The sequence below is a fragment of the Pseudomonas sp. GGS8 genome, assembly GCF_024168645.1.
Classification (GTDB): Bacteria; Pseudomonadota; Gammaproteobacteria; order Pseudomonadales; family Pseudomonadaceae; genus Aquipseudomonas.
In genome coordinates this window covers 2,500,292-2,521,210 of sequence record NZ_JALJWF010000001.1, presented here as the reverse complement: position 1 = coordinate 2,521,210, position 20,919 = coordinate 2,500,292, and the positions used below count along the sequence as shown (strand labels likewise).

General features: G+C 60.2%; 18 protein-coding genes. 8 read left to right on the top strand and 10 right to left on the bottom strand.

All coding sequences use genetic code 11. The annotated features are described in order from the left end of the window. Positions 1-90: 90 nt before the first annotated feature. From J3D54_RS11195 to J3D54_RS11165, 7 genes are all read right to left on the bottom strand, one after another. Positions 91-1,239: an iron-containing alcohol dehydrogenase gene (locus tag J3D54_RS11195; RefSeq protein WP_253418075.1), complete on the bottom strand. Its 1,149-nt coding sequence runs from the start codon at positions 1,237-1,239 to the stop codon at positions 91-93. Positions 1,240-1,459: 220 nt separating this feature from the next. After that, positions 1,460-2,284: an ABC transporter permease gene (locus J3D54_RS11190; protein ID WP_253418073.1), complete on the bottom strand. Its 825-nt coding sequence runs from the start codon at positions 2,282-2,284 to the stop codon at positions 1,460-1,462. 12 nt (positions 2,285-2,296) lie between these two features. After that, entirely contained in the window at positions 2,297-3,544 is a 1,248-nt protein-coding gene (locus J3D54_RS11185; RefSeq protein WP_018928863.1) for an ABC transporter permease, read from the bottom strand. Between the two features lie 213 nt (positions 3,545-3,757). Further along, the gene (locus J3D54_RS11180; protein ID WP_253418071.1) at positions 3,758-4,801 is read right to left on the bottom strand and encodes an ABC transporter substrate-binding protein; all 1,044 of its coding nucleotides are present in this window, start codon (positions 4,799-4,801) and stop codon (positions 3,758-3,760) included. 49 nt (positions 4,802-4,850) lie between these two features. After that, positions 4,851-5,975, bottom strand: a complete 1,125-nt coding sequence (locus tag J3D54_RS11175; protein ID WP_253418069.1) for an ABC transporter ATP-binding protein — start codon at positions 5,973-5,975, stop codon at positions 4,851-4,853. Positions 5,976-6,280: 305 nt separating this feature from the next. Beyond that, on the bottom strand, positions 6,281-6,922 hold the full coding sequence (locus tag J3D54_RS11170; protein WP_177324957.1) for a response regulator transcription factor: 642 nt from the start codon (positions 6,920-6,922) through the stop codon (positions 6,281-6,283). Positions 6,923-7,080: 158 nt separating this feature from the next. Beyond that, complete coding sequence (locus J3D54_RS11165; protein WP_253418067.1) at positions 7,081-9,477, bottom strand: transporter substrate-binding domain-containing protein; 2,397 nt, start codon at positions 9,475-9,477, stop codon at positions 7,081-7,083. Positions 9,478-9,550: 73 nt separating this feature from the next. Here J3D54_RS11165 and J3D54_RS11160 point away from each other — a divergent pair, with 73 nt between their 5' ends. Next, the gene (locus J3D54_RS11160) at positions 9,551-10,543 is read left to right on the top strand and encodes an alpha/beta hydrolase family protein (RefSeq protein ID WP_253418065.1); all 993 of its coding nucleotides are present in this window, start codon (positions 9,551-9,553) and stop codon (positions 10,541-10,543) included. A gap of 52 nt (positions 10,544-10,595) precedes the next feature. Here the strand turns inward: J3D54_RS11160 and J3D54_RS11155 are convergent, their stop codons facing one another. The 3 genes from J3D54_RS11155 to J3D54_RS11145 are packed head-to-tail and all read right to left on the bottom strand — an operon-like array spanning position 10,596 to position 13,049. Beyond that, positions 10,596-11,360 carry a TerB family tellurite resistance protein gene (locus J3D54_RS11155; protein ID WP_253418064.1) on the bottom strand — a complete coding sequence of 255 codons (765 nt, stop codon included), beginning with the start codon at positions 11,358-11,360 and terminating at the stop codon, positions 10,596-10,598. A 1-nt stretch (position 11,361) separates the two neighbouring features. Beyond that, positions 11,362-12,033 carry an N-acetylmuramate alpha-1-phosphate uridylyltransferase MurU gene (gene murU, locus J3D54_RS11150; protein ID WP_253418062.1) on the bottom strand — a complete coding sequence of 224 codons (672 nt, stop codon included), beginning with the start codon at positions 12,031-12,033 and terminating at the stop codon, positions 11,362-11,364. Beyond that, positions 12,030-13,049, bottom strand: coding sequence for an aminoglycoside phosphotransferase family protein (locus J3D54_RS11145; RefSeq protein ID WP_253418060.1), 1,020 nt, complete (start codon positions 13,047-13,049; stop codon positions 12,030-12,032). Before J3D54_RS11145 ends, murU begins: the two co-directional genes overlap by 4 nt. A gap of 130 nt (positions 13,050-13,179) precedes the next feature. On the opposite strand from J3D54_RS11145, the gene J3D54_RS11140 reads away from it, so the two are divergent. The 7 genes from J3D54_RS11140 to glpE all read left to right on the top strand — a co-directional run bounded on the left by J3D54_RS11140 (position 13,180) and on the right by glpE (position 20,830). Then, on the top strand, positions 13,180-15,993 hold the full coding sequence (locus J3D54_RS11140; protein ID WP_253418058.1) for an LPS-assembly protein LptD: 2,814 nt from the start codon (positions 13,180-13,182) through the stop codon (positions 15,991-15,993). Continuing rightward, on the top strand, positions 15,974-17,290 hold the full coding sequence (gene surA / locus J3D54_RS11135; protein WP_253418055.1) for a peptidylprolyl isomerase SurA: 1,317 nt from the start codon (positions 15,974-15,976) through the stop codon (positions 17,288-17,290). The genes J3D54_RS11140 and surA overlap by 20 nt, the downstream gene beginning before the upstream one ends. Beyond that, the gene (gene pdxA, locus J3D54_RS11130; RefSeq protein WP_253418053.1) at positions 17,287-18,276 is read left to right on the top strand and encodes a 4-hydroxythreonine-4-phosphate dehydrogenase PdxA; all 990 of its coding nucleotides are present in this window, start codon (positions 17,287-17,289) and stop codon (positions 18,274-18,276) included. The genes surA and pdxA overlap by 4 nt, the downstream gene beginning before the upstream one ends. Continuing rightward, positions 18,273-19,091 carry a 16S rRNA (adenine(1518)-N(6)/adenine(1519)-N(6))-dimethyltransferase RsmA gene (gene rsmA, locus J3D54_RS11125; RefSeq protein WP_019650336.1) on the top strand — a complete coding sequence of 273 codons (819 nt, stop codon included), beginning with the start codon at positions 18,273-18,275 and terminating at the stop codon, positions 19,089-19,091. The genes pdxA and rsmA overlap by 4 nt, the downstream gene beginning before the upstream one ends. Before the next feature lie 114 nt (positions 19,092-19,205). After that, positions 19,206-19,586 carry a Co2+/Mg2+ efflux protein ApaG gene (gene apaG / locus J3D54_RS11120; RefSeq protein ID WP_253418052.1) on the top strand — a complete coding sequence of 127 codons (381 nt, stop codon included), beginning with the start codon at positions 19,206-19,208 and terminating at the stop codon, positions 19,584-19,586. Then, positions 19,586-20,467: a symmetrical bis(5'-nucleosyl)-tetraphosphatase gene (locus tag J3D54_RS11115; RefSeq protein ID WP_253418051.1), complete on the top strand. Its 882-nt coding sequence runs from the start codon at positions 19,586-19,588 to the stop codon at positions 20,465-20,467. The genes apaG and J3D54_RS11115 overlap by 1 nt, the downstream gene beginning before the upstream one ends. 33 nt (positions 20,468-20,500) lie before the next feature. Further along, positions 20,501-20,830, top strand: a complete 330-nt coding sequence (gene glpE, locus J3D54_RS11110; RefSeq protein ID WP_253418050.1) for a thiosulfate sulfurtransferase GlpE — start codon at positions 20,501-20,503, stop codon at positions 20,828-20,830. The last annotated feature ends 89 nt before the right edge of the window (positions 20,831-20,919 follow it).

The following is a 20,919-nucleotide window of genomic DNA, read 5'->3' as shown; positions in this document are numbered from 1 at the left end:
ACGCACCTTTTTTGAGCAGAATCACGATGGCGCGCATTGTATACCTCATGCTTTGACACGCGCACTGTGCTGCGATGATTGGGGCAAGTCCTAATAGGCCGTTCGGTAGATCTTCTCGATATCGGCGGCGCTCAACTTGCGCGGATTGTTGCGCATCAACCGTTCGATGCCAGCGGCTTCCACGGCCATGGCCGGAATCGCCTCCTCGGGCACCCCGAAACTGTGCAGGCCCAGCGGAATTTCGACTGCTGCGCACAGCTCGGTCATCGCCTCCACGGCTTTGTCCGCTGCTTCGCTGGCGCTCAGGTGAGCGGTCTTTACCCCCATGGCCTCGGCAATATCCTGCATGCGCTCCACGCAAGCCATCTTGTTCCAGGTCATGACATACGGCAGCAGTAAGGCATTGCTGACACCGTGGGCAATATTGAAACGCCCGCCCAGCGGATACGCCAATGCATGCACCGCGCCGACCCCGGCATTGCCAAACGCCATGCCGGCCATCAGGCTGGCAGTGGCCATGTCTTCGCGGGCTTGCAGGTGGCCGGGATTGGCGTAAGCCTTGGGCAGCGCCTTGGCAATCAACTTGATCGCGCCAATGGCCAAGGCATCGGTGATGGGCGAGGCGTTGAGCGACAGGTAGGACTCGATGGCGTGCACCAGCGCGTCGACGCCACTGGCGGCGGTGACACTGCGCGGGCAGGTCAGGGTCATTTGCGGGCTGACCAGCGCCACGTCCGGCAACAGGTAATCGCTGATAATGCCCTTCTTCATCTGCGCGACCTTGTCGGAGAGGATGGCCACGTTGGTCACTTCCGAGCCGGTGCCGGCGGTGGTCGGGATCGCGATCAGCGGCGGGCCTTTGCGCGGCACCTGATCGACGCCGAACAAATCCTCCAGCGCGCCGTGGTAGCCGGCATAGGCCGCGACACTCTTGGCAATGTCGATGGCGCTGCCTCCACCGAGGCCGATCAACCCGTCATGCCCGCCCTCACGGTAAACCCGCATGCAATCTTCGACGATGGCGATTTCCGGGTCCGGCAGCACTCGATCGAAAATCTCATAGCTGCGCTCGCCCAGCTGCGCCAGCGCCAGCTCTACCGTGCCGGAGTTGACCAGCGCGGCGTCGGTGACGATCAGCGGGTTGTCGATGTCCAGACGTCTGAGCTCAGCCGCCAGTTGCTCAATGGCACCTGCGCCGGTGATTAGTTTGTGAGCGATTTTGAAAGAGGAAAGACTCATGTGCGCAGCCTCTTATAGATAGGGGAGCTGGGCACAATAGTAGCTGGGGATTGGGGTTTGTCTGCTATTCAGATCATGAATCACCGCAGATTCCGAAATTACCCTGAATCCCTGTGGGAGCGGGCTTGCCCGCGATGGCGTCATGACATCCAACATCAGTGTTGGCCGATACACCGTCATCGCGGGCAAGCCCGCTCCCACATTATTACCGCCCGTGGCTTCAGGCCTGGGCGGTCCGCAGTTTTTCGCTGCGCCCACGCAGCCATTCCAGGGTCAGCAACAGGATCACCGAGAACGCAATCAGCAGCGTCGCGGCAGCGGCAATGGTCGGGCTGAGGTTTTCGCGGATGCCGCTGAACATCTGCCGAGGCAACGTCGCTTGCTCGGGACCCGCGAGGAACAGCGTCACCACCACTTCATCGAACGAGGTGGCGAAGGCAAACAGCGCACCGGAAATCACCCCCGGCGCAATCAACGGCAAGGTCACCCGGCGGAACGTCGTCAGCGGCGAAGCGCCCAGGCTGGCCGCGGCCCGCACCAGGTTCTGGTTGAACCCCTGCAAGGTCGCCGACACCGTGATGATCACGAACGGCACGCCCAGCACGGCGTGCACCACGATCAACGAGGTATAGCTGTTGCCGAACCCCAGTGGCGCGAAGGTCAGGTAACTGGCCACACCAATGATCACCACCGGCACCACCATCGGCGAAATCACCAGCGCCATCACCAGAGGCTTGCCCGGGAAGTCGCCCCGGGTCAGGCCGATCGCCGCCAGCGTACCGAAGATCATCGCCAGCACGGTCGCTGCCGGAGCCACGATCATGCTGTTCTTCAACGAACGCATCCATTCCGCCGAAGCGAAGAAGTCCTGATACCAGTGCAGCGAGAAGCCTTGCAGCGGATAGACCAGAAAACTCCCGGAGTTGAACGACAGCGGGATGATCACCAGCACCGGCAGAATCAGGAACAACAAAATCAAGCCGCAGAGTATCCGCAAGCTGTAGAACCACACCCGTTCGATGGGCGACATATAAGGACTCAGCATTTCATTCTCCCCTTAGCTCAGGCGCAGGCGACTGGCGCCCACCAGCCAGCTGTAAATCAGATAAAGCACCACGGTCGCCAGCAGCAACAGCCCACCGAGCGCGGTCGCCATGCCCCAGTTGATGCTGGTGTTGGTGTAGAAGGCGACGAAGTAACTGACCATCTGATCGTTGGGGCTGCCCAGCAACGCCGGGGTGATGTAGTAGCCGATGGCAAGGATGAACACCAACAGACAACCGGCGCCCACACCGGCATAGGTCTGCGGGAAGTACACCCGCCAGAAACTGGCGAACGGGTGGCAGCCGAGGGAAATCGCCGCACGCATGTAAGTCGGCGAGATACCTTTCATCACGCTGTAGATCGGCAGAATCATGAACGGCAGCAGGATGTGCACCATCGAGATGTAGACCCCGGTGCGGTTGAACACCAATTCCAGCGGCTTATCAATGACGCCCATGGCCATCAGGCCGCTGTTGATCAAGCCGCCCGATTGCAGCAACACGATCCACGCCGCGACCCGCACCAGAATCGAGGTCCAGAACGGCAACAGCACCAGAATCATCAGCAGGTTGCTTTGCCGCGAGGGCAGGTTCGCCAGCAGGTAGGCCAGCGGATAGGCAAGCACCAGGCAGATCATGGTAATGATCAAGCCCATCCAGAAGGTCCGGGCAAAGATGTCGAGGTAGATCGCCTGATCGGGAGTGGCCCGAGCCAGTTCGCCGAGGTCGTCGATACGGTGATCGACGGCGGCCAGCAGGTAATACGGCGTCACGCCACTGGTGTTGCGACGCACGACTTGCCAATAAGCCGGATCACCCCAACGCTCGTCGAGCCCTTCCAGTGCTTCTTTATAGGAGGCAGGCTCCGTGGCGAACGGCAAGGCGCGCGCGGTTTTCGTCAGCAGGCTGCGGTAGCCGGCCAACTCCATGTTCAAGCGCTTGGACAAGTCGCCCAAGGTCTGATTCTTGCGGGCTTCGGCGAGGTCTTCGCTGGCGGCCTTGTACACAGGCTCTGCCGGCAGGCCTCGGCCATCCCAACTGGCGATGGCTGCCACGGTGCGCGGCATGACGCCGACCACTTCCGGGTTACCGACGCTTTTGTAGAGCAGCGCCACGATCGGCACCAGGAACACCAGCAACAGAAACAGCACCAACGGCGCGATCAAGGCTTGTGCTTTCCAGCGGTTGATTCGCTCGGCGTGCTTAAGCCGCTGCTTCAAGGTGGGGTCGGTGCCCGCGTTCACGGGAACGGCGATAGCCATGGCGTACTCCGGAAATCTTTGATCAATCGATAAGGGGGAGCGAAATTGTGGCGAGGGGGCTTGCCCCCGTTCGGCTGCGAAGCAGCCGTGAAACCATTGCATCCGGTGTACCTGATACATCGCGGTTGCAGGTTTTAGGGCCGCTTCGCGACCCAACGGGGGCAAGCCCCCTCACCACAAAGGCTCGCCCTCACAAGAGGGCTAGCCCTCTGGTTACTTCGCAGCCCAGGAATTGAAGCGCTGCTCCAGTTGCTCGCCGTTGTCAGCCCAGAAGCTGACGTCGATCTGCACCTGGTTGGCGATGTTTTCCGGGGTGGTCGGCATGTCTTTCAGGACATCCTTGGACAGCAATGGCACGGCCTGAGTGTTGGCCGGGCCGTAGGCGATGTTTTCCGAGTAGGTCTTCTGCTGTTGCGGCTGTACCGAGAAAGCGATGAACTTCTTCGCCGCTTCGGCACGGGTCTTGTCCAGGCCTTTTGGAATCGCCCATGCATCGAAGTCGTAGATGCCGCCGTTCCACACCACTTTCAGGTTGCTTTCTTTCTGTACCGCGGCGATCCGGCCGTTGTAGGCCGAGCTCATGACCACGTCACCGGAGGCGAGGTATTGCGGCGGTTGTGCGCCGGCTTCCCACCACTGGATGTTTGGCTTGAGTTCATCGAGTTTCTTGAACGCGCGGTCCTGACCGTCTTTGCCGGCCAGTACTTTGTAGACGTCTTTCGGCGCAACGCCATCGGCCATCAAGGCGAATTCCAGGGTGTACTTGGCGCCTTTGCGCAAGCCACGTTTGCCCGGGAATTTCTTGGTGTCCCAGAAATCAGCCCAACTGGTCGGAGCGGTTTTCAGCTTGTCGGCGTTGTAGGCCAGCACGGTCGACCACACAAAAAAACCTACGCCGCACGGCTGGATAGCGCCTTTGACATAGTCTTCAGACTTGCCGAACAGCTTCGGATCAAGCTGCTCGAACATGTCTTCGTCGCAACCACGGGACAGTTCCGGCGATTCAACTTCCACCAAGTCCCAGGACACGCTCTTGGTGTCGACCATGGCTTTGACCTTGGCCATCTCGCCGTTGTATTCGCCAGCCACGATTTTGCCGTGGCCCGCCGCTTCCCATGGTGCGTAGAAGGCTTTGACCTGCGCCGCCTTGTTCGCCCCGCCAAAGGACACCACGGTCAGGTCCGGGCCAGCCGCCATTGCATGCGCCGCGCCCATCATGCCGACGACCAGGGCGGTGAATTTCAGGGATCTCAACATTTATTGTTCTCTCCACGTGCAGGGTTGGTGTTGGTGAAGCAGGGGGCGATCAATGCGCCTCTAGAAGTGGGTCGAGCGCGCGAACGTGTTCGACCTGCCAGCCAAGCGGTACCACGTCGCCGACAGCCAGAGCGGGATCGAGCTCGGCAATCGGTTGTTTCACGAAGAAGTCGGTCTTGCCGCAGACTTCCAGGCGAACCCGGACGTGGTCGCCCAGATAGATGAATTCCGCCACCCTTCCCGAGAAGCGGTTGACACAGGACTCGCTCGAGCCATTGAGGCTCACGCGCTCCGGACGAATCGACAGCGTGACGGGTTCGCCGGTCTTGCCAACGTTGACCGCCAGGGCTTCAACCTTTTCACCACGACCGAGCTCGACCACGCAGCGGTCGCCGGTATGGCTGTGCAAGCGACCGTTGAGGCGGTTGTTCTCGCCAATGAAGTTGGCGACGAAGGTATTTTTCGGCTCTTCGTAGAGCGTGCGCGGTGGCGCGATCTGCTGGATCTCGCCCTGGTGGAACACGGCGACGCGGTCGGACATGGTCAGGGCTTCGCCCTGGTCGTGGGTCACGTAGACCACGGTCACGCCGAGGCGCTGGTGCAGGTGTTTGATTTCCATCTGCATGTGTTCGCGCAGTTGTTTGTCCAGTGCGCCGAGGGGTTCGTCCATCAGCACCAGTTGCGGTTCGAACACCAGGGCGCGGGCCAAGGCCACACGTTGTTGCTGACCGCCGGACAGTTGCGCCGGATAGCGCTGGGCGAATGTGTCGAGCTGCACCATGCTCAGGACTTTTTTGACCTTGTCGCTGACATCGCTTTTGTTCAAGCCGCGCACGGTCAGCGGGAACGCCAGGTTCTCGGAGACGGTCATGTGCGGAAACAACGCATAGTTCTGGAACACCATGCCGATGTCGCGCTTATGCGGTGGCACGTTGTTGATGGAACGCCCGGCCAGTTGAATCTCCCCGGCGGTCGGCGTTTCGAAACCGGCGAGCATCATCAGACTGGTGGTCTTGCCGGAGCCGGACGGCCCGAGCAAGGTCAGGAATTCGCCTTTACGAATTTCCAGGTTGAGGTCTTTGACGATCAGGTTCTCGCCGTCGTAGCTCTTTTGCACACCACGAAAGCTGACCAGAACATCGCTGGCCCCTGCGCTTGAATCAACCTGGCTCATACCCACACCTTTGTTATTGATGACTGCTGTGGATTAAGCCTAGTGGACGCTGGGAGCCGCGCAAATCGGGGCGCAGGAGAGAATCGCCTCAGCCGGATGGAAGGTTGAGGGTAGGGATTGCCCTACAAGGGTGGCGGGGATGGATATGCCAATTCGCGATGGCGACAGGCGGTGAGCTGCAGGCCGCAGGAACCGGTAAAAGCGGCTTTGCGTGCATGTCGCAAATGGACATGCCGACACGGTCCTGTGGGAGCGGGCAAGCCCGCTCCCACAGGGATTTGCAGTGAACCCATGGATTGGGTGTGTCAGAGCAGTTTGTGTTCCATCGCGTACTTCACCAGTTCGGCCAGGGAGGTGATGTTGAGTTTCTGCATCAGCCGCGCCTTGTGGGTACTGATGGTTTTGCTGCTCAAGGCCAGTTGCTGAGCGATATCGTTGACGTTGGCGCCCTGGGCCAGGCGTTCGAATACCGAGAATTCACGTTCCGACAGCAGCGAGTGCAGCGGCCGCGCATCGGTCAGGCCGACTTCGAACACCATGCGGTCGGCCAGGTCCGGGTCAATGTAGCGCCCGCCCGCCGCGACCTTGCGAATCGCCGTCAGCAGCAATGCCGGATCGCTGTCCTTGGTCGCGTAACCCGCAGCACCAACCTTCAACGCCCGAGCGGCCATCTGCGCTTCGTCGTGCATCGACAGCACCAGAATCGCCGGCGGATTATTCAAGGCGCGAATCCGTGGAATCGCTTCCAGGCCGTTGACCCCAGGCATGGAGATGTCCAGCAACACCACTTCGCAGGGAACATGGCGCAAGGTATCGAGCAACTGTTCGCCATTGCTCGCCTCCCCGACCACCAGCAAGTCCTTGGCCAGGCCGATCAATTGCTTGATGCCTTCGCGAACGATGGTGTGGTCTTCGGCTACCAGTACACGGATCACGTTCTTCTCCATTCTTCTTATGTCAGAGCCAAGATCTATCGCGGGCAAGCCCCGCTCCCACAGTGATTTGAGGGGCGTCAAAGATCTGTGCACCTACACAAACCCCTGTGGGAGCGGGCTTGCTCCGGGCGGCGATCCGACGAAGGCGCCAGCTCAAAAACATACAACCATCAGGCTTCATCCAGCGGTACTCGCACCGTCAGGGTCGTGCCCTCCCCCGGCTCACTCTCAAGCGACAATTGCCCGCCCATGATCAACACCCGCTCACGCATGCCAACCACGCCAAAGGATGTCGACCTGCCAGGTACGGCGACAAATCCTGCGCCATCATCGCTGACAGTCAGACAAAGTTCATCGCCCTCAAGCGCCAACGTCAGTTCGACAGTATGCGCCTGGGCGTGGCGCATGACATTGGTCAGCGCTTCCTGAAGAATCCGAAACAGCCCGATGGCCTTGGCATCGCTGAGTACCGGCAAGTTATCCGGCACTTGTACCAGACACGGAATCTGCGTGCGCGCCTCGAACCGTCGGGCCTGCCACTCGATGGCCGAGGCGATCCCGGCATCGAGAATCGGTGGCCGCAGCGCCGTGGCCACATCACGCACCAGTTGAAACAGCTGAGCAATCAAACGCTTCATGCTATTCAAACGCTCGTGCAGGCCCGGATCGAGCTGCGCATACGCCAACTCGCACATGGACGTTTCCAGCTTCAACACAGTCAACATCTGCCCCAGCTCGTCATGAACTTCCCGGGCAATCCGCGCCTTCTCCTCTTCCCGCACACTCTCCAGGTGCGCAGACAGCTCGCGCAGTTGCTCACGGGAGCTCGCCAGCTCCAGTTCGATGCGCTTGCTCTCGGTGATGTCCCAGACGATCCCGTCCCAGACATAGGTACCGTCTTCGAGACGGCGGGTAATGGCCTTGATCTCGGCCCAGCGCTGTTCGCCCTGACGGGTCAGAATCCGTCCCTGCCATGACCAGTCGCTGTCGGTGTCCAGTGCATGGTCCTGGGTCTGGTGATAACTGGCCTTGTCATCCGGATGCACCAGGCTGCGCAGGCCTTTGTCACGATGGGCCAGGGTAGCGGGCGAGTACCCCACCAGGCTCTCGCTGCCTTCACTGATGTAGGCAAAGTCGATCTGCCCGGTCACTGGCGCGCGCTCCAGACGAAAGACCAGCCCGGGGACGTTGGCGGCGATCCCCTGCAGTCGCGCTTCGCTTTCCTGCAAGGCGGCCAGGGCACGCCGACGCTCGGTGACGTCATTGAGGTAAACCACCAGGTATTCGCCCTCGCGAAACCGCAAAAAGCTCAACGAAACATCCGCCGGCAGAACACTGCCGTCGGCCCGCACACAGTTGGTTTCGAAACTTAGCGGCCCTTCCTCGCTGGCCCGGGCGCGCTTCCACAGGTTCAGCCAGCGGTCCATGTGCAAACCGGGCTCGAAATCGATCAAGGGCCGATCAATGATCCCGCCCGCCGGGTAGCCGAGCATGGTTTCGGCGGCACGATTGGCGTAGCGCACATGGCTGTCCCAGTTGACCCAAAGGATGCCGACGGTGCTTTGATCGATGGAGAACTGCGTGAGGCGCAAGGCCTCTTCGCTGGCCTCGCGCAGGGCAATGTCTTCGCGCGCCGCCAGCAAACGTTGCTCCAGACTGTGTTGCTGACGACGCTGCCAGAACACAATGGCCATGCTGCTCAGCAGCAACACCAGCAAGAGCAGGCAGAGGTTTTTCCAGAAAGCCGGTGAATCGGACAGCCGCGGGTACTTGGGTTGCAGCCATTGATTGTGCAGTTGCTCCAGATCCTTGGCCGGAATCGCGCGCAGCGCGTTTTCGACGATGCCGGCCAGTTCCGGCCAGTCCCGGCGCGTGGCCACTCGCAGCAATTGCGGGAAACCGATGTCACCCACCACGGCCAGCCCGGCGAACTCAGGCTCGGCCGACAGACGCCCGAATTGCGCTTCATCGACCACCGCGTAACCGGCCTGCTGACTCAACAACAGTTGTAGCGCCTGGCGCTCCAGAGGCACACCCTGCAGGTTCAGATGCGGATAGGTGCTACGCAAGAAATCGGCGGTGACGCTAGGCATCCGCACAGCGACGCGGGTCTGACTGTCGAGCTTTTCCAGCTCCACCACACCGGTGCTCTTCTGGTCGCTGACCACCAGTTGCGACACCCGCATGTACGGATCGGAAAATTGCCAGAGCCGTAAACCGACGGGAGTTTGGGTCAGCCCCGGCGCGATATCGATATCGCCTTCACGCGCGGCGGCTTCCAGTTGCGCAAGATCAGGATAATTACGCCAGCTCAGCTCGACCTTGAGCGATTTGGCCAGCCACTTCATCAACTCGATGTTCACCCCGGACAGGCGCTGCAAGCGGCGATCGTATTGGGCATAGGGCGCTTGCAACACCACCCCGACCCGCAACTCTTCATGCTGCGCCAGCCATTGCTGTTGCGCCGAAGACAATGACACGACGTGCGCCGATGGCGCGGGAGCCGCCCAGCCCATCAAGGGAAACCATAAACAGCCGATAACCCACAGGCAGCGAAAATGCATCATCGAAGTCTCACACACTGACAAATACTGACCAACCCATTAGGCTGCCGGAATAACTTCTGGCCTGGAATATCCGATGCCCCCTGTCTACCGCCTGGCACTGCCAGCATTGTGCCTGTCGCTGATCCTGCCGTGCGCCTTTTCCGTCGAAGCGGCCGACCCGGCACCTGCCACTGCGGAAAAACCCGCCGAAGAAAAACCGGTCGCACGCCAGCCGCTGCTTGAGCGTAGTCAGGAAGAAGCGACGGCACTTGAGCGACAAATCCCTGCACAGGAACAGCAACAACTGCAAGCCGGCGCCGACAGCTTTCTCGCCTTGTGGAAACCGGCCAATACCGCCGAGCCCAAGGGTGCGGTGATTATCATCCCGGGTGCCGGTGAAACCGTTGACTGGCCGCAAGCAATCAGCCCATTGCGCCGTCAATTGCCGGACGCCGAGTGGAGCAGCCTGAGTATCACCTTGCCGGACCTGCAAAGCGAAGCCATTGCGCCACGTATCGTCGAAGTGGCACCCGCGCCCAAAGCGCCTGATACCGCCAGCAAAGACTCGACCACCGCGGCGCCCATCGAACAGGCGGCCGGCGGCGAAGCGGAAGTGGCCGACAAGGCCATCGCCGAAACCACCGAAGAACAGGCCAAAGCCGACGCCGAGCGAATCTTCGCCCGCATCGACGCGGCCATCGCTTATTCCGAACAGCAAAGCGCTCGCAGGGTCGTCGTGCTGGGGCATGGCACCGGCGCGTACTGGGCTGCGCGTTATCTGAGCGAGAAGCAGCCATCGCAAGTCGAGAAGTTCGTGATGGTCGCCGCTCAGACGCCTGTTACGGCGAAGCCCGAGCTTGCCGAGTTGACGCCGACGATCAAGCTGCCGACCGCCGACATTTTCTATACGGACAAACCGCTGGATCGCAGCGCGGCACTGGAACGCTTGCAGGCCAACAAACGCCTGAAGACGTCGGCGTTCAGTCAGGTATCGCTCAAGGCACTGCCGGGCAATGCCAAGGCTGAGCAAGAGCAGTTGGTTCGTCGGGTGCGGGGATGGTTGAATCCGCAGCCTGTGGCGGACTGATCAGACCGAGTCGCCCTCATCGCGGCATCACTGACGACACAAATCCTACTTGCTAACGAAAATCCCGCCGCTCACGAATCAACGTGTAGGCGCTGTGCAGTTCACGTGTTTTGTCTGTTGCCTCACGAACCTGCAACGCCGTCGCACCGCTGCCGGCAATCTTGTCCGGATGATGGCGACTGAGCAGACGCCGATAGGCGCGTTTGATCTGTGCCGGCTCGCTGGTCGCCGACACGCCCAATAGCCGCAAGGCCTCCTGATACGTGATCGTACTGCTGACCAATGGGCGCTTCGGCTCGTAGTCGCTCGCCAGCGCCTGCACCTGTTGCGGCGTCCAACCCAACCATTTGCCCCACTGGGCAATCAGCTCGCGTTCACTGCTGCCGGCGCGGCCATCGGCCCAGACCATCCGCCAACAGGCACGCAATACGCCTTCTGCCGCATGGGGTTGAGCACTCAAGCGTCGCAGATAACTGCGCAACCGGTCGTGTCCCGACTTGCCGCGGTTGAATGCGGCTATCGCCCGACGTTGCGCCGACTCGGTCATCTCCAGCGCACGCATTTCCTGCCGCGCCTGCTGGATGTGGCCATCCACCACCCGCCCATCGCTCTTGGCCAATCGACCCAGCAACACGAACAAAAGTTCATCGTTGCGCAGCACCGAGCGGCCACCGAATTTTTCCCATAAATGCGCCCAGCTCTGCAGGTGCAAACGCCGATCCAGCGCCTGTCCCAATAAAGCACCGAGCATGGCCCCCGGAATGCTGGCTATGGCAAAGCCCGCTCCGGCTCCAATCAGAGTCCCTGGCCACAACATGTCAGTGTCTCGCTTCTATCAAGGTTTCTACTTCAGCCAGACGCTCGTGGGTGCCGACGTCCACCCAATGCCCATTCAGGCGTTCGCCCGTTACTTGCCCATCGGCCATGGCTTTGCGCAGCAGCGGCGCAAGCTTGAAGGCCCCGGCCGAGCAACCGTCAAACAGCTGCGGGTGCAACACGGCGATGCCGCTGTAGGTCAGGGTTGATGTATCCGGCCGACCGTCCTGCACATGGCCGTCGACCAGGGTGAAATCCCCGCTCGGGTGGTGCGCCGGGTTGTCCGCCAGGATCAAATGGGCGAGTCCGACGATGGGCTGGTGCAACACGCTGAAGTCGTAGTCAGTCCAGATGTCGCCGTTGACCACCACAAAAGCCTCATCACCCAGCAACGGCAACGCTCGGAAAATACCTCCACCGGTTTCCAGCGGTTCACCTTCCGGCGAGTATTGAATACTCACACCATACCGCGAGCCATCACCCAGATAATCTTCGATCTGCTGACCGAGCCAGGCATGGTTGATCACGATCTCGGTAAACCCGGCTGCCGCCAGGGCGTGCAGGTGATACTCGATCAAGGGTGCTCCGCCGGCGCGAACCAGCGGTTTTGGCGTGGTCAGGGTCAGCGGGCGCATGCGCTCGCCTTTACCCGCTGCCAGAATCATCGCCTTCATGCCTTCGCTCCAACACGCAGACTGGCCAGCAATACATCCAGCTCCGCCAGTTCAGGGCGACGGGCGATGACCGCGTCTATATAAGCAAAGAAGCGCGGCACATCACCGAGGTAACGTGGCTTGCCGTCGCGATGGCAGATGCGGGCGAAGATGCCGATGACTTTCAAGTGACGCTGTACGCCCATCAGATCGCTGGCGCGCAGGAATTCTTCAAAGTCAGGCTGAACCGGGATCTCGAGCGCAGCAGCTTGCTGCCAGTAATCTTGCAGCCAGCCGCGCACGCGCTCTTCTGGCCAACTGATGAACGCGTCCTTGAACAGGCAGGTCACGTCATAGGTCACCGGCCCGTAGACCGCGTCCTGGAAATCCAGCACGCCTGGGTTCGGCTCGCTGATCATCAGGTTGCGCGGCATGTAGTCGCGATGCACCAGGACTTTGGGCTGAGCCAGAGCGCTGTCAATCAGCAGGTCGCTGACCTGCTGCCAGAGCACTTGCTGCGCCGGGTCGAGTTCGATGCCCAGTTCGCGTTTCACGTACCACTCGGGGAACAGTTCGAGCTCGCGACGCAGCAGCGCCACGTCATAACTCGGCAGCGGCGCCACCATCGGCAACTGCTGGAAAGCCAACAACGCCTGCAGGGCATCCTTGAACAAATCGTCGGCATTTTCGCTGTCGATCACGTCCAGATAAGTCTTGTTGCCCAGGTCATTGAGCAAAAGAAAACCGCGTTCGAGGTCTTCGGCATAAATTTTCGGCACGTTTATGCCGGATTTCGCCAGCAGAAAAGCGATATCCACAAAGGGTTTGCAGTTTTCCTGGGGTGGCGGCGCGTCCATCACGACGAAACTTCGGCCTGCGCCTTCCCAGCGGAAATAGCGCCGAAAACTCGCGTCGCTACTGGCCGCGGTCAACGTGGCCGGGGGCACAGTGCCCCAACCTTGTTCTGCAAAGAGGATAGCCGACTGTTCATCAAGCCAAACTTTCAGGTGTTGCAAGCGTACATCTTGGTCAGGCATTGCAAGGGTCTCCGACGGCGCTAGCCGTCAAGCGGGTCATGCTTTATTATCCAGCATCTTTTTCAGACCATCGAGAGGCGTGCGGCCCACACCGCGGGCAGATGGCACGCAGGAAGCCCGGACTAATAAGATGGCATTGAAATCCCCCGCGTTTCGTAAAAAATTTCCGTTGTTGGTTACCGGCAGTCTGCTGGCCCTGCAACCCCTGGCCACGTCGTTCGTGGTCGCCGCGGAACAGTATGACTGCTCAGTCTCTGCTTCGGGTGCCTGGGACTGTGCGCCAAAGGCGCCGGCCGCTGCATTGCCGCCGCGGCCCGTCCATGATGGCAGCGCAGTTTCCGCCACTGGCGAAACCCCGGCAGGCACCACCTCCAGCGAAGACACCGGCGCCAAGCCTGTGCTGGTTACCGAGTCCAAGGGCCGCGGCCTGAAGTCGCGTAGTGAAGACTACAGCCACCTCGACTGGGTTCCGCGCGAGAAGCTCACCGCAGCGCAATTGGCCGAAACCGGTCCTTACTGCTCTGGTTCCTATATCGAACCGATTCGTCCTGGCATGAACGACAAGACGAATAAAAGTGACGCTCCAACCTTTATCGGCGCCAAGGCCTCCCGCTACAAGCAGGAAGAGCAGGTCGCGACCCTGGCCGGTGACGTTGTCATGCGTCAGGGCAGCATGCAGGTCGAAGCCGACGAAGCGAACCTGTACCAGGCCGAGAGCCGTGGCGAACTGGCCGGCAACGTGCGCATTCGCGACAATGGTGCGCTGATCGTGGGCGATCACGCCGACGTGCAGCTCGACACCGGTGAAGCCAAGGTCGACAACGCCGAATACGTAATGCACAAGTCGCGCATCCGCGGTAACGCGCTGTACGCCAAACGTGCCGAGAACGCGATCATCCGCCTCAAGGACGGTACGTACACCACGTGCGAACCGAATAGCAATGCCTGGCAGCTCAAGGGCAACAACATCACCTTGAACCCGGCCACCGGTTTCGGTACCGCGACCAACGTGACGCTGCGGGTCAAGGACATTCCGATTCTGTACACGCCGTACATCTATTTCCCGATCGATGACCGTCGCCAGTCCGGCTTCCTGCCGCCGACCATCGGCACCGGCAGCGATACCGGCTTCATGCTGGTCACTCCGTACTACTTCAACCTGGCGCCAAACTACGACGCCACGTTGTACCCGCGTTACATGGCCAAGCACGGCCTGTTGATGGAAGGCGAATTCCGCTACCTGACCAAGTCCAGCGAAGGCCAGTTCGGCGCCGCGTACCTCAACGACGAAGATACCGATCGCAGCAAGCAGACCGACTACGAAAAAAACCGCTACATGTACAACTGGCAGCACAAGGGTGGCCTCGACTCGCGCGTCTTTACGCAAGTCGACTACACCAAGATCAGCGATCCGTATTACTTCCAGGATCTGCAGACTGACCAGATTGGCGTGAAAAGCGCTGACTACGTGAACCAGCAGGGCTCTGTCACCTATCGTGGCGACAGCTACATCGCTCGCTTGAACGCCCAGGCTTATCAGCTGGCGACTGTTTCGAACATCACGCCGTACGACCGTTTGCCGCAGATCACCTTCAATGGTCAGCTGCCGTATCATCCGGAAGGGCTGAATTTTGATTACGAGACTGAGGTTGTGCGGTTTGAGCGTGATTTGAAGAACGGCGACTTCGTAAACGAAGACGGCACCGTCGCATCGCGTCTTGACAACAACGTTCAAGGCCTGGCACGTGCCAACGGCGACCGCTTGAATCTCAAACCGGCTGTCAGCCTGCCACTGAACTGGACCTATGGCTTCCTCAAGCCATCGCTCAAGTACCAATACACCCAGTACCAACTGGATCTGGATGGTACTGGCAAAAGCCAAATCGTGGCCCAGGATCAAGCCGCAGCGGCAGCCGGGACTGAAAACTTCAATGGTCATTTCGGCAGCAACCAGAACCGTGGCGTGCCGATTGCCAGTATCGACAGCGGCCTGTATTTCGATCGCAATACCCAATGGTTTGGCAAGAATTATCGCCAGACCCTCGAACCGCGCCTGTTCTACCTCTATGTACCCGAGGAAGACCAGAAGGATATTCCGGTATTCGACACCAGCGAATACACCTTCAACTACGCCTCGCTGTTCCGTGACAATCGCTTCTCCGGCTCCGACCGTGTCGGCGACGAGAACAAACTGTCCTTGGGCGTGACCAGCCGCTGGATCGAAGACAGTGGCTTCGAACGTCAACGTATCAGCGTCGGCCAGGCCTTGTACTTCAAGGACCGCGAAGTTCAGTTGCCAGGTATCGATGCAAAAACCCGCGCCGATGCTCAAGCCAACGTTTCGCCTTATGCGCTGGAGTACGAATATCGCTGGAACCGTGACTGGCGCACCACCGCCGATTACAACTGGGACCCGGACAGCCGCAGCCCTCGCTCGGGCAGCGCGATGTTCCACTACCAACCAGAAGACAACCCGAACAAGGTCATCAACGCCGGTTATCGCTATCGCAATGACCAGGTTCGTTATGACCAGAACAGCGGTAAATGGTCGGTGGGCGGCGGTGACTACGGCACTCCTGGCCAACCTGGCTACGTGAAGGATTACTACAAGATCAAACAGCACGACTTCTCGGTGATCTGGCCGATCGTGCCGCAATGGAACGCCATCAGCCGCTGGCAGTATGACTACAACCGCAACCGTACCCTGGAAGCCTTTGGTGGTTTCGAGTACGACAACTGCTGCTGGAAACTACGCCTGATCAACCGTTACTGGGTTTCCTATGACGAATTCAGTCAGGAAGCTCCACAAAACGAAAAAGGCGACCACGGCGTCTTCCTCCAAATTGTTCTGAAGGGACTCGGCGGCCTCACCGGCGCCAAAGTAGAGAGTTTCCTCGACAAAGGCATCCAAGGTTATCGTGAACGTGAAGACCAAGCTTTCTGATTGTCTGCGCCCGCTGATGCTGGGCGCGTTGTTCCTGGGTACCGCGGCCAACGCCGCGGTACAGCCCATCGACAAAGTGGTGGCCATCGTCGACAACGACGTGGTCATGCAGAGCCAGCTGGATCAGCGTGTCCACGAAGTTCAGCAAACCATCGCCAAACGCGGTGCTGCCGTACCGCCAGCCGGCGTACTGGATCAGCAGGTGCTCGAGCGTCTGATCGTCGAAAACCTGCAATTGCAGATCGGCGAGCGTTCCGGCATCCGCATTACCGATGAAGAGCTGAATCAGGCCGTCGGCACCATTGCCCAGCGCAACAACATGTCGATCGAACAATTCCGCGCCGCTCTGGCTCGCGACGGCCTGTCTTATGACGCCGCCCGCGACCAAATCCGCCGCGAAATGATCATCAGCCGTGTGCGTCAGCGCCGTGTGGCGGAACGCATCCAGGTGTCCGAGCAGGAAGTGAAGAACTTCCTGGCATCCGACCTGGGCAAAATGCAGTTGTCCGAAGAGTTTCGTCTGGCCAACATCCTGATTCCTACGCCGGAAAGCGCCAACTCCGACGCGATTCAGAATGCCGCCAAACAAGCCGACGCGGTTTACCAGCAGCTCAAGCAAGGCGCTGACTTCGGTCAGTTGGCAATCGCCAAATCCGCCAGCGAAACTGCACTGGAAGGCGGCGACATGGGCTGGCGTAAAGCTGCTCAACTGCCACCTCCGTTCGATCGCCTGCTGGGCACCATGGCCGTTGGCGACGTAACCCAGCCAATGCGCACACCGGGCGGCTTTATTATCCTGAAGATCCTCGACAAGCGTGGCGGTGAAGCCCAGGTGCGTGACGAAGTACACGTGCGGCACATCCTGGTCAAACCGAGCCCGATCCGCGACGAAGAAAAAACCAAGGCCCTGGCTCAGTCGCTCTATACCCGTATCGAAGCGGGCGAAGATTTCGGCGAGCTGGCGAAAAGCTTCTCGGAGGATCCGGGTTCCGCCCTCAACGGCGGCGACCTGAACTGGATCGACCCGAACGCGCTGGTGCCTGAATTCCGCGAAGTGATGGCCAAGACCCCGCAAGGTCAGCTGTCCAAGCCGTTCAAGACCCAATATGGCTGGCACGTACTGGAAGTCCTTGGCCGCCGCGCCACCGACAGCACCGCTCAGGCCCGTGAGCAGCAAGCGATGACCGTACTGCGTAACCGCAAGTACGACGAAGAGCTGCAAACCTGGCTGCGTCAGATCCGTGACGAAGCGTACGTAGAAATCAAACTCCCTGGTGCAGACCAGGCAACGCAGTGAAACCCAAGCGTTTCGCGCTGACCCCCGGCGAACCAGCCGGCATAGGTCCCGACCTGTGCCTGCTGCTCGCCTCGCAAGCCCAGCCACATCCCCTGATTGCCATCACCAGCCGCGACCTGCTCATTGAGCGGGCCGCGCAGCTGGGCGTGGTGGTCGATCTGCTGCCGGTAACGCCGGACAGCTGGCCGGATGCTCCTGCTCCCACCAACAGCCTGTATGTGTGGGATACGCCTCTCAACGCCAAGGTCACCGCCGGGCAACTGGACAAGGCCAATGCGGCTTTCGTTCTGGAAACCCTGACCCGCGCTGGGCAAGGCTGCCTTGACGGGCATTTCGCCGGCATGATCACCGCTCCGGTGCACAAGGGCGTGATCAATGAATCCGGGATCGCTTTTTCCGGGCACACGGAGTTTCTCGCTGACCTGACACACACCGCACAAGTGGTAATGATGCTCGCCACCCGCGGCTTGCGCGTGGCGCTAGTCACCACTCACCTGCCTCTTCGCGAGATTGCCGACGCAATCACGCCAGAGCGCCTGGAGCGGGTCACACGGATTCTGCACGCCGACCTGAAAGAAAAGTTCGGCATCGCCCAGCCACGCATCCTGGTTTGCGGGCTTAACCCGCACGCCGGTGAAGGCGGTCATCTGGGCCATGAAGAAATCGACATCATCGAACCTACATTAGAGCGCCTGCGCGGCGAGGGCATGGACCTTCGCGGCCCCCTGCCCGCCGACACTCTGTTTACCCCCAAATATCTGGAGCACTGCGACGCGGTGCTGGCGATGTACCACGACCAGGGCTTGCCTGTGCTGAAATACAAAGGCTTCGGCGCGGCAGTCAACGTAACCCTCGGCTTGCCGATTATCCGCACCTCGGTCGACCATGGCACCGCCCTGGACCTGGCCGGCAGCGGCAACATCGACACCGGCAGCCTGCAAGTCGCCCTGGAAACCGCCTACCAGATGGCCGAGACCCGTTTATGACCGAGCATTACCAACACCGGGCGCGCAAGCGCTTCGGCCAGAACTTCCTGCACGATGCCGGCGTTATCGACCGCATCCTGCGCTCCATTCACGCTAAACCTGAAGACCGCCTGCTGGAAATCGGTCCGGGCCAGGGTGCACTGACCGCTGGCCTGCTCAACAGCGGCGCCCAACTGGACGTCGTGGAACTGGACAAGGACCTGATCCCGATCCTCAACCAGCAGTTCGCCGGCAAGAGCAACTTCAACCTGCATCAGGGCGATGCGCTGAAGTTTGACTTCAACAGTCTGAACGCCGCACCAAACAGCCTGCGTGTGGTCGGTAACCTGCCGTACAACATCTCTACGCCGCTGATCTTTCATCTGCTGCACAACGCCAACCTGATTCGCGACATGCACTTCATGCTGCAAAAGGAAGTGGTCGAACGTCTGGCGGCGGGTCCGGGTGGTGGTGACTGGGGTCGTCTGTCGATCATGGTTCAGTACCATTGCCGGGTCGAGCATCTGTTCAACGTCGGCCCGGGTGCGTTCAATCCTCCGCCCAAAGTCGACTCCGCGATCGTGCGCCTGGTACCCCACGCGGTACTGCCGCACCCGGCCAAGGACCATCGCCTGTTGGAGCGCGTTGTGCGTGAAGCCTTCAACCAGCGCCGCAAAACCCTGCGCAACACGCTGAAACTATTGCTGAGCAATGCCGAAATCGAAGCCGCCGGCGTCGATGGCAGCCTGCGCCCCGAGCAGCTCGACCTGGCCGCCTTCGTGCGCCTGGCCGACAAGCTCAGCGAACAAGTCCTGCAAAAGCCTGCCACCGACTGACAGGCGATGAGCGCTATCGGGTAGGACGCCACTCTGGTTTACTACCCGATACTTGGCCTAGACTGATTTGTATCAGCTACGCCCCGCGTCCCGCTTTGATTTAAGGCCTCTTGCATGTCCGATCCTCGTTATCAGGTCGACGTCAGCGTCGTCACCCGCTATCTGGCAGAACAATCGCAACCCGAGCACAACCGCTTTGCCTTCGCCTACACCATCACTGTGCAGAACAATGGCCTGCTACCCGCCAAACTGCTTTCGCGGCATTGGGTCATCACCGACGGAGACGGCCATGTCGAGGAGGTTCGCGGTGCAGGCGTTGTCGGCCAGCAGCCGTTGATCGACGCTGGCAAGAGCCACACCTACAGCAGCGGCACCGTCATGACGTCCAAGGTCGGGACGATGCAGGGCACCTACGAGATGCTCGCCGAAGACGGTAAGCACTTCGACGCCATCATCGCGCCGTTCCGTCTGGCGGTACCCGGGGCGTTGCACTGATGGCGACGTATGCCGTCGGTGATGTACAGGGTTGCCTTGAACCGCTCAAATGCCTGCTCAAGCAAGTGGCCTTCGACCCAACGCGGGATCGCTTGTGGCTGGTGGGCGACCTCATCAACCGTGGCCCACAGTCACTGGAAACCTTGCGCTTCCTCTATAGCATCCGCGAGTCGCTGGTCTGCGTACTTGGCAACCATGACCTGCACTTGCTGGCCGTCGGGCAAAACATCGAGCGCCTGAAGAAAGCCGACACCCTGCGCGAAATTCTTGAAGCACCCGATCGTGCGGACCTGCTGGAGTGGGTTCGCCAACAAAAGCTCATGCACTACGACGAACAGCGCGATATCGCCCTGGTCCATGCCGGCATCCCGCCACAATGGTCGCTGCGCAAAGCCTTGAAATGCGCCGCCGAAGTCGAAGAAGCCCTGCGCGATGACAACCGCTTCGCACCTTACCTTGACGGCATGTACGGCAACGAACCCGTGAAGTGGGACAGCGACCTCAAAGGCGCGGCCCGCCTGCGAGTCATCACCAACTACTTCACCCGGATGCGTTTCTGCACCAGCGACGGCAAACTCGACCTCAAGGGCAAGGAAGGCATCGACACCGCACCGCCGGGTTATGCGCCGTGGTTCGTCCACAAGGAACGTAAGACCAAAGGCCTGAAGATCATCTTCGGCCATTGGGCGGCGCTCGAAGGCCAGTGCAACGAACCGGGTCTGTTTGCACTCGACACCGGTTGCGTCTGGGGTGGCACCATGACTCTGATGAACGTCGACACCTTCGAGCGCCTGCAATGCAAATGCGACGCCCATGGCCACGTACGACCGGCAGTCGCCACCTCTATTCCCGAACAAACGTCAGCCAGCGCCCCGCGCTAGACTGCGCTTTCAGCCGAGCCACAGGAGCCCGCCATGAGCGAATTCAAACGTATCCCCCCAGAACAGGCCCAAGCCCTGCGCGAACAAGGCGCGGTGGTGGTCGATGTCCGCGACCCGGCAACGTTTGCCGCGCTGCACATCGCAGGTTCAAAGCATCTGGATAACCATTCTCTGCATGCTTTCATTCAGGGCGCCGATCTGGACGCGCCCACGGTAGTGGTCTGTTATCACGGAAATTCCAGTCAGGGCGCGGCTGCTTACCTGATTAGCCAGGGCTTCTCCGACGTCTACAGCATGGACGGCGGTTTTGAGCTGTGGCGTACGATCTATCCTTCGGAAACGGCGCAAGGCGCTTCCGAATAATTATTTTGTAATGCGCAAGCCCCGGCCCCCGTGGGCTAGCGCGATCACAGACGAACGGTCTGCCACAACTAATTACGTATCTTGCCTTT

Coding starts and splice junctions, on each gene's coding strand:
- J3D54_RS11195 (WP_253418075.1), bottom strand. CDS start 1,239: ATGAGTCTTTCCTCTTTCAAAATCGCTCACAAACTAATCACCGGCGCA.
- J3D54_RS11190 (WP_253418073.1), bottom strand. CDS start 2,284: ATGCTGAGTCCTTATATGTCGCCCATCGAACGGGTGTGGTTCTACAGC.
- J3D54_RS11185 (WP_018928863.1), bottom strand. CDS start 3,544: ATGGCTATCGCCGTTCCCGTGAACGCGGGCACCGACCCCACCTTGAAG.
- J3D54_RS11180 (WP_253418071.1), bottom strand. CDS start 4,801: ATGTTGAGATCCCTGAAATTCACCGCCCTGGTCGTCGGCATGATGGGC.
- J3D54_RS11175 (WP_253418069.1), bottom strand. CDS start 5,975: ATGAGCCAGGTTGATTCAAGCGCAGGGGCCAGCGATGTTCTGGTCAGC.
- J3D54_RS11170 (WP_177324957.1), bottom strand. CDS start 6,922: ATGGAGAAGAACGTGATCCGTGTACTGGTAGCCGAAGACCACACCATC.
- J3D54_RS11165 (WP_253418067.1), bottom strand. CDS start 9,477: ATGATGCATTTTCGCTGCCTGTGGGTTATCGGCTGTTTATGGTTTCCC.
- J3D54_RS11160 (WP_253418065.1), top strand. CDS start 9,551: ATGCCCCCTGTCTACCGCCTGGCACTGCCAGCATTGTGCCTGTCGCTG.
- J3D54_RS11155 (WP_253418064.1), bottom strand. CDS start 11,360: ATGTTGTGGCCAGGGACTCTGATTGGAGCCGGAGCGGGCTTTGCCATA.
- murU (WP_253418062.1), bottom strand. CDS start 12,033: ATGAAGGCGATGATTCTGGCAGCGGGTAAAGGCGAGCGCATGCGCCCG.
- J3D54_RS11145 (WP_253418060.1), bottom strand. CDS start 13,049: ATGCCTGACCAAGATGTACGCTTGCAACACCTGAAAGTTTGGCTTGAT.
- J3D54_RS11140 (WP_253418058.1), top strand. CDS start 13,180: ATGGCATTGAAATCCCCCGCGTTTCGTAAAAAATTTCCGTTGTTGGTT.
- rsmA (WP_019650336.1), top strand. CDS start 18,273: ATGACCGAGCATTACCAACACCGGGCGCGCAAGCGCTTCGGCCAGAAC.
- apaG (WP_253418052.1), top strand. CDS start 19,206: ATGTCCGATCCTCGTTATCAGGTCGACGTCAGCGTCGTCACCCGCTAT.
- J3D54_RS11115 (WP_253418051.1), top strand. CDS start 19,586: ATGGCGACGTATGCCGTCGGTGATGTACAGGGTTGCCTTGAACCGCTC.
- glpE (WP_253418050.1), top strand. CDS start 20,501: ATGAGCGAATTCAAACGTATCCCCCCAGAACAGGCCCAAGCCCTGCGC.